This window comes from uncultured Lamprocystis sp. (assembly GCF_903933125.1).
Classification (GTDB): domain Bacteria; phylum Pseudomonadota; class Gammaproteobacteria; order Chromatiales; family Chromatiaceae; genus Thiodictyon.
Genome location: NZ_CAIZIZ010000181.1, coordinates 1 through 5,039 on the forward strand (window position 1 = coordinate 1; position 5,039 = coordinate 5,039).

Annotated in this window: 5 protein-coding genes and 1 pseudogene; 1 reads left to right on the forward strand and 5 read right to left on the reverse strand. The window is 63.3% G+C overall.

Going from position 1 to position 5,039, the window contains the following annotated elements; translation table 11 throughout:
• The first annotated feature begins 557 nt into the window (after positions 1-557).
• Positions 558-1,070, forward strand: a complete 513-nt coding sequence (locus QZY03_RS09085) for a hypothetical protein (protein WP_295580226.1) — start codon at positions 558-560, stop codon at positions 1,068-1,070.
• Between the two features lie 341 nt (positions 1,071-1,411).
• Here QZY03_RS09085 and QZY03_RS09090 read toward each other — a convergent pair.
• From QZY03_RS09090 to QZY03_RS09110, 5 genes and pseudogenes are all read right to left on the reverse strand, one after another.
• Positions 1,412-1,840: pseudogene (locus QZY03_RS09090) on the reverse strand (Uma2 family endonuclease); the annotation flags it as partial.
• Positions 1,831-2,958 (reverse strand): inorganic phosphate transporter, encoded by a 1,128-nt coding sequence (locus tag QZY03_RS09095; protein ID WP_295580228.1) that lies wholly within the window; start codon positions 2,956-2,958, stop codon positions 1,831-1,833. The pseudogene QZY03_RS09090 and the gene QZY03_RS09095, both read right to left, overlap by 10 nt.
• Before the next feature lie 10 nt (positions 2,959-2,968).
• Positions 2,969-3,595: a DUF47 domain-containing protein gene (locus QZY03_RS09100; RefSeq protein WP_020507921.1), complete on the reverse strand. Its 627-nt coding sequence runs from the start codon at positions 3,593-3,595 to the stop codon at positions 2,969-2,971.
• A 113-nt stretch (positions 3,596-3,708) separates the two neighbouring features.
• Entirely contained in the window at positions 3,709-4,281 is a 573-nt protein-coding gene (locus QZY03_RS09105; RefSeq protein WP_295580231.1) for a Uma2 family endonuclease, read from the reverse strand.
• A 108-nt stretch (positions 4,282-4,389) separates the two neighbouring features.
• Positions 4,390-5,039, reverse strand: a 650-nt coding sequence (locus QZY03_RS09110; RefSeq protein ID WP_367268217.1) for a Uma2 family endonuclease, incomplete at its 5' end; no start/stop codon positions are given.

Below are 5,039 nucleotides of genomic sequence, written 5' to 3' on the forward strand. Positions count from 1 at the left end.
TACGAGGGCTGCAAACTGGTATCGCGAAGGCCGAACGGCCGGCTCTGTCACAGGGGCTTATCAAGGCTTGAGCCGTGTGCGGTGAAAGTCGCAAGCACGGTTCTTAGGGGGCTGGGCGGTAACTTCTCAATAAGTCACGGCAAGCCCACGGGCTACCCTTGGAGAAACATAGACTTGCGGAGCCGCATCGGCTGTTTGCCGCGGGTTATTGAGAAGTTACGCTGGGCGGCGGTAACGCCACCCGGCTACCCGACCCGGCCGCAAAAAAACTGGAGGTCGAGGCTTTAGCCGGTCGACCTCGCGTCTGGATGGTGCTCATCCGGCTAACGACCATGGCGCTCGCGCCACCCCGGAACATGAAAGTCCTCTCGACCGCTGTCGCAACTGCCGGCGTACGAGGCTGCGTATTCAGGGCTTCCAGCCCTGACCGTTCCAGTCCCGACGCTGTCAGGCCAGGATGGCCTGACTACGCACTTCCACGGTAAAGCCTCGACCTCCAGTGTGCGACGCCCAGGCGCCTGCCGGAATGATGACCAAGGCCAGCGCATAGGTGCTTCATGAAACTTTGGCACAAGGTGTTCACGCTCGGTCACTTCGTGATCAGCCTGATGTTCATTGTCTGTGCCTTCGTTCTCATTCTGCTGGCTACCCTGCAACTCTGGCAAAGCCTCCAATTCGATAGCATCCTGGCACTCAGGCAGCGTCTGAATGGTGTCCTCGAAAGTATTGCCTTACTGACCGTGGCCGTGGCCGCTCTGGAATTGGGACAAACCCTGCTCGAAGAAGAGGTGCAGCGCGAGGCCCATATGAGCGCGCCGACGCGTGTGCGGCGGTTCTTATCCCGCTTCATGGTCGTGCTCGTGGTGTCACTCTCGATTGAAACGCTGGTGCTTGTATTCCGTGTAAGCCATGACTCTCCTGAACTCCTGCCGTATGTGGCGACAGTGGGTCTGGTCGCCGGGTTCCTGCTTGCGGCCTGGGGTCTCTTCATCCGATTCAATTGCTGCGCCGAGGAACTGGAGCCGGAGGCGATGGCACAGGCCAAGCTGGAAGATGAGAAGTTGGCTTAACGACTCCCCACGGCTATTTTGTCAGCGCAGGTCAAATCGAACGCCTGGAGCAGTCCCGTAGGTCGGGTTAGGGGCGCGTGGTCCTGTCCTAGAAAGCGAAAACAGAAGGTTAACGCGAGCCGTAACCCGACATCCTGGCGCTGCGCCATGAACGCCGGTGGCCGGAATGATGATCAAGTCCGGTGTTGGCCTCGATCGTAATCCCGGCCAGCGGCGTGCGTAGTCAGGGCTTCCAGCCCTGACGGTGTCAGGCCAGGATGGCCTGACTACGCACCCGGCGAGCCCAAGTGGCCGGAATCTTGATCGGGGCCCCGGTATTTTTGCATACTCTGCGGGGCAGTCTATGCCGTCGGCGCCCACAGATCATCCAGATTGATCGTCACCGCCTCAAACGGCGCGACTGATACTTCCGCCACGCCGGCAAAGCGGCCAATTTCCCGCCAGGCTCCGCCGTCCAGAGCGTAGGCTTCGAGGGTGTGTGCCAAGGGATCGAGCAGCCAGGCGTAGGCCACGCCAAAATGGGCGTAGATGGGCATCTTGATCTCCCGGTCGGTGCCGGCGGTGGATGGCGACAGCACCTCGCACACCCAATCCGGGACTACCGTGGCGCGGTGCCCGCGGGGTAGTACCGGCATCCGTTCGCGGCGCCAGCCGGCGAGGTCCGGGACATCGACCTCGGCGTCGCGGATGAAGTGCAGTTCCGGTTCGTCGATGAACCACCAGCCGCCCGGGCCGCCACGTCCCCGTTGGAAAGGGCCGATCAGGTCAAATCGAACGCCTGGAGCAGCTTGAACAGACCAAAGGCCATCGCGCCCGCGGCCGGTAAGGTCAGGATCCAGGCCCACAGCATGCGTTCGACCACGGTCCACTTGATGGCGGAGAACCGCTTGGCAGCCCCGACGCCGAGGATGGCGGCCGAGATGTTGTGAGTGGTGGAGACCGGAATGCCGAGTGAGGACGCGATGGTGATGACGGTGGCCGCCGAGGTTTCGGCGGCGAAGCCGTGGATCGGATGCAGGCGGACGATCTTGTGGCCGAGCGTCTTGATGATCCGCCAGCCGCCGACCGCGGTCCCGGCGGCCATCGTCAAGGCGCAAGTCACCTTGATCCAGGTGTCGATATCGCCCTGAGTCATGGCGCCTTCGCTCGGGCGCAGCCAGGTCAGCCAGTCGGGCAGTTGCTCCAGGGTGCCGGCCTGTTGGGCCGAGACCAGGGCGAGCGCGATGATGCCCATGGTTTTTTGCGCGTCGTTGAGCCCGTGGGCAAGACCCATATAGGCCGCCGATCCGAGTTGCGCCTTGCCGAAAAAGGCGTTGACCCAGCGCGGCCGGGCCATCCGCCGTAGCAGGCCGCCGCTGCGCGACATCGCCCAGAGCAAGGCGAACAGCAGGCCCATCATCAGAAAACCGACGACGAATCCCATGAGCGGACTGGTGAACATGGGCACGGCGACCTTCCACAGGATGCCCGAGCCCTTGTACCAAGGGTCGGCCGACTGGGACCAGATCACCGCTCCCCACTGACCCTGGGCGGCCGCGACCGCGGCGCCGCACAGGCCGCCGATCAGCGCGTGCGAGGACGAGGACGGCAACCCGAGATACCAGGTTGCCAGGTTCCAGACGATGCCGCCGGCCAGCGCGCAGATGATCAACTGCGAGGTGACCTCGACCACCGACTGATCGATCAGACCGGTAGCGATGGTCTTGGCGACCGCGGTGCCCCAGAGCGCGCCGATCAGGTTGGTGGTCGCCGCAAGCGCGACGGCCTGCATGGGTGAGAGTACTTTGGTTGCGACCACGGTGGCGATGGAGTTGGCCGTGTCGTGAAAGCCGTTGATGTACTCGAAAACGAGCGCGGTGAGTACCACCGCGATGAGGAGGTTCAGCACGCTGGTCTCCTCAACTGTTCTTGAGCACGATCTGGTAAGCCACCACGCCGGCCTCGCGGCAGCGGTCGATGGCTTTCTCCAGGATCTCGAAGAACTCTTTGATCAGAAACATTTGTTTACCGTCGAAATGGCCCGCGTAGATGTCGCGATAGAGTTCGAGCATCAAGCGGTCGGCCTCGCTTTCGATGGAGCGCAGTCGATCGTTCAGGATCTTCATCTCCTCGATCTTCATCCGGCGCAACTGGCGGACCATTTCCACCACCACATTGGCGGCCTGCTCCAGCATGGCCGCCCGCTGGGCGAAGTCGATGCCGTCGAGCAAGTGGACGGCCAGGGCATAGCGCTCGGCGAACCGCTCCACCTGCTTGGGGATGCGCACCAGGGCGTAACTCAGTGCTTCGATGTCCTCGCGTTCCAGTGCGGTGACGAAGCTGTTGATCAACTCCTCGTTGATTTTGTCCGCGATCACCCGCTCACGCTGGCGGGCAAGGCGAAACGCGTCCAGCGCGGGTGGGCGGTCGTTTTCGCGCAGCATCGTGTGCAGCGCGGTGGTGCTGTCGGCCGCAGCGACGGCCGCGTCTTCAAGCAGCCCAAAAAACTGGTTGCCTTTACCAAAGATCGTCTGGAGCGAGAACATACCTGCGCCTCGAGGGGAAGGGGATCGCAGGCGCCGCGGGTGGGCGCCCGATGTGTCGATTTTGTGAGCGCTATGTTACCGCGCGGCCCCTGAGGCGTCCCGTTTCCGGTTTCCTATCCGACGCCTGAATCCAGATAGATCGCCGCGAGCGGGAGCGCAATGCCGAGTGTGTCGAGCGTCAGTGTGCCGTCCGGCTCCTCGGTGAGGAGCGGCTGCCACCAGTTGCCGTGCCGACGGTAATGGAGCACGGCAACCGCCGTCGAGTCCACCAGCACGTAGTCGGTCAAGGTTTCGATCGTCTGGTATTGCAGGAACTTGGCGCCGCGGTCATCCTGCGCCGTGCTGGGCGACAGCACCTCAATGATCAGCACCGGGTTGACCAGAGTGCGCAGACCATTGATGGTGACGTAGCGCGGATCGCAGGCGATCGACAGGTCGGGGTATAGATACGGACTGCCGGTATTGACCTTGACCCGCTGATCGCTCGGGAAGGGTCGGCAGCCGCGTTCCCTCAGGCCGCCGCGCAACTCGGTCAACAGGTTGACGCAAATGGTGTTGTGCTCCGGCTGCGCGCCGCCCATGCAGAACACCTCCCCATTGCGGTACTCGCAACGCGCGTCCGCGCCGCGGTCGAGGGCGAAATACGCGTCGAGGCTGACGAAGGGTCGCTTCAGGGAGGTGGCCATGACTGGAACCGATAGGGGGCGCTGTCGTGAGTATAGCGGGCTGGGTCTGCGGCGCCGCTGGACACCTTCGGCGATTGCCGGAAAATCATGTACGAGATCGCGAAGGATTCAGAACAGTGTGCGCAGATCCAGCAGGACGCCGGGGAGCGCGGCAATTTCGACCCGTGACAGATCGGCGACGCGCAACCGCCGGGTGTAGCGATCCTCGTCCGGGTCCTGGTGGATGTCGAGGTGGCGCCCGGGGCAGTCGATGATCCAGACCTCGGGTATCCGGAAGCGGGCGTAGAGCGGCAGCTTGATGCGACGATCGTGTGTCAGGCTCGTCTCCGCGACCTCGATCAGGAGCAGGCAGTCATCAGGCCCCGGATGCGTCTGTTCGTAGTAGTCGGCGCGGTAGCGCAGCAGGGCCAGGTCCGGCTGCGGGGCCGTCAGGCGCCCCAGGACGACGGGGTTCTGCGTCGAGACGATGGCCGCGGCGCCGACCGCGGTCGTGAGCAAGTGGTTCAGTCGGTTGGTCTTGCCGGCATGGATCGGACCGATGGGCGGCATGTCGATGAGATCCCCCTCGATGAGTTCGACCCGCGCGTCCGGGTCCAGGACGCCGGTCTCGCCCATGCGGAAATATTCACTCACGGTGATGGGGTGGCGCCTGGGGCCAGCGGTGATCTGTGGTTCACTCGGGACGGCGATGGCGGTGGACATGCGCAACCCTCTCCTGCTCAAGACTGAATTTTTGATCAGGACATTCCGTCTCGGGA

Coding starts and splice junctions, on each gene's coding strand:
- QZY03_RS09085 (WP_295580226.1), top strand. CDS start 558: ATGAAACTTTGGCACAAGGTGTTCACGCTCGGTCACTTCGTGATCAGC.
- QZY03_RS09100 (WP_020507921.1), bottom strand. CDS start 3,595: ATGTTCTCGCTCCAGACGATCTTTGGTAAAGGCAACCAGTTTTTTGGG.
- QZY03_RS09105 (WP_295580231.1), bottom strand. CDS start 4,281: ATGGCCACCTCCCTGAAGCGACCCTTCGTCAGCCTCGACGCGTATTTC.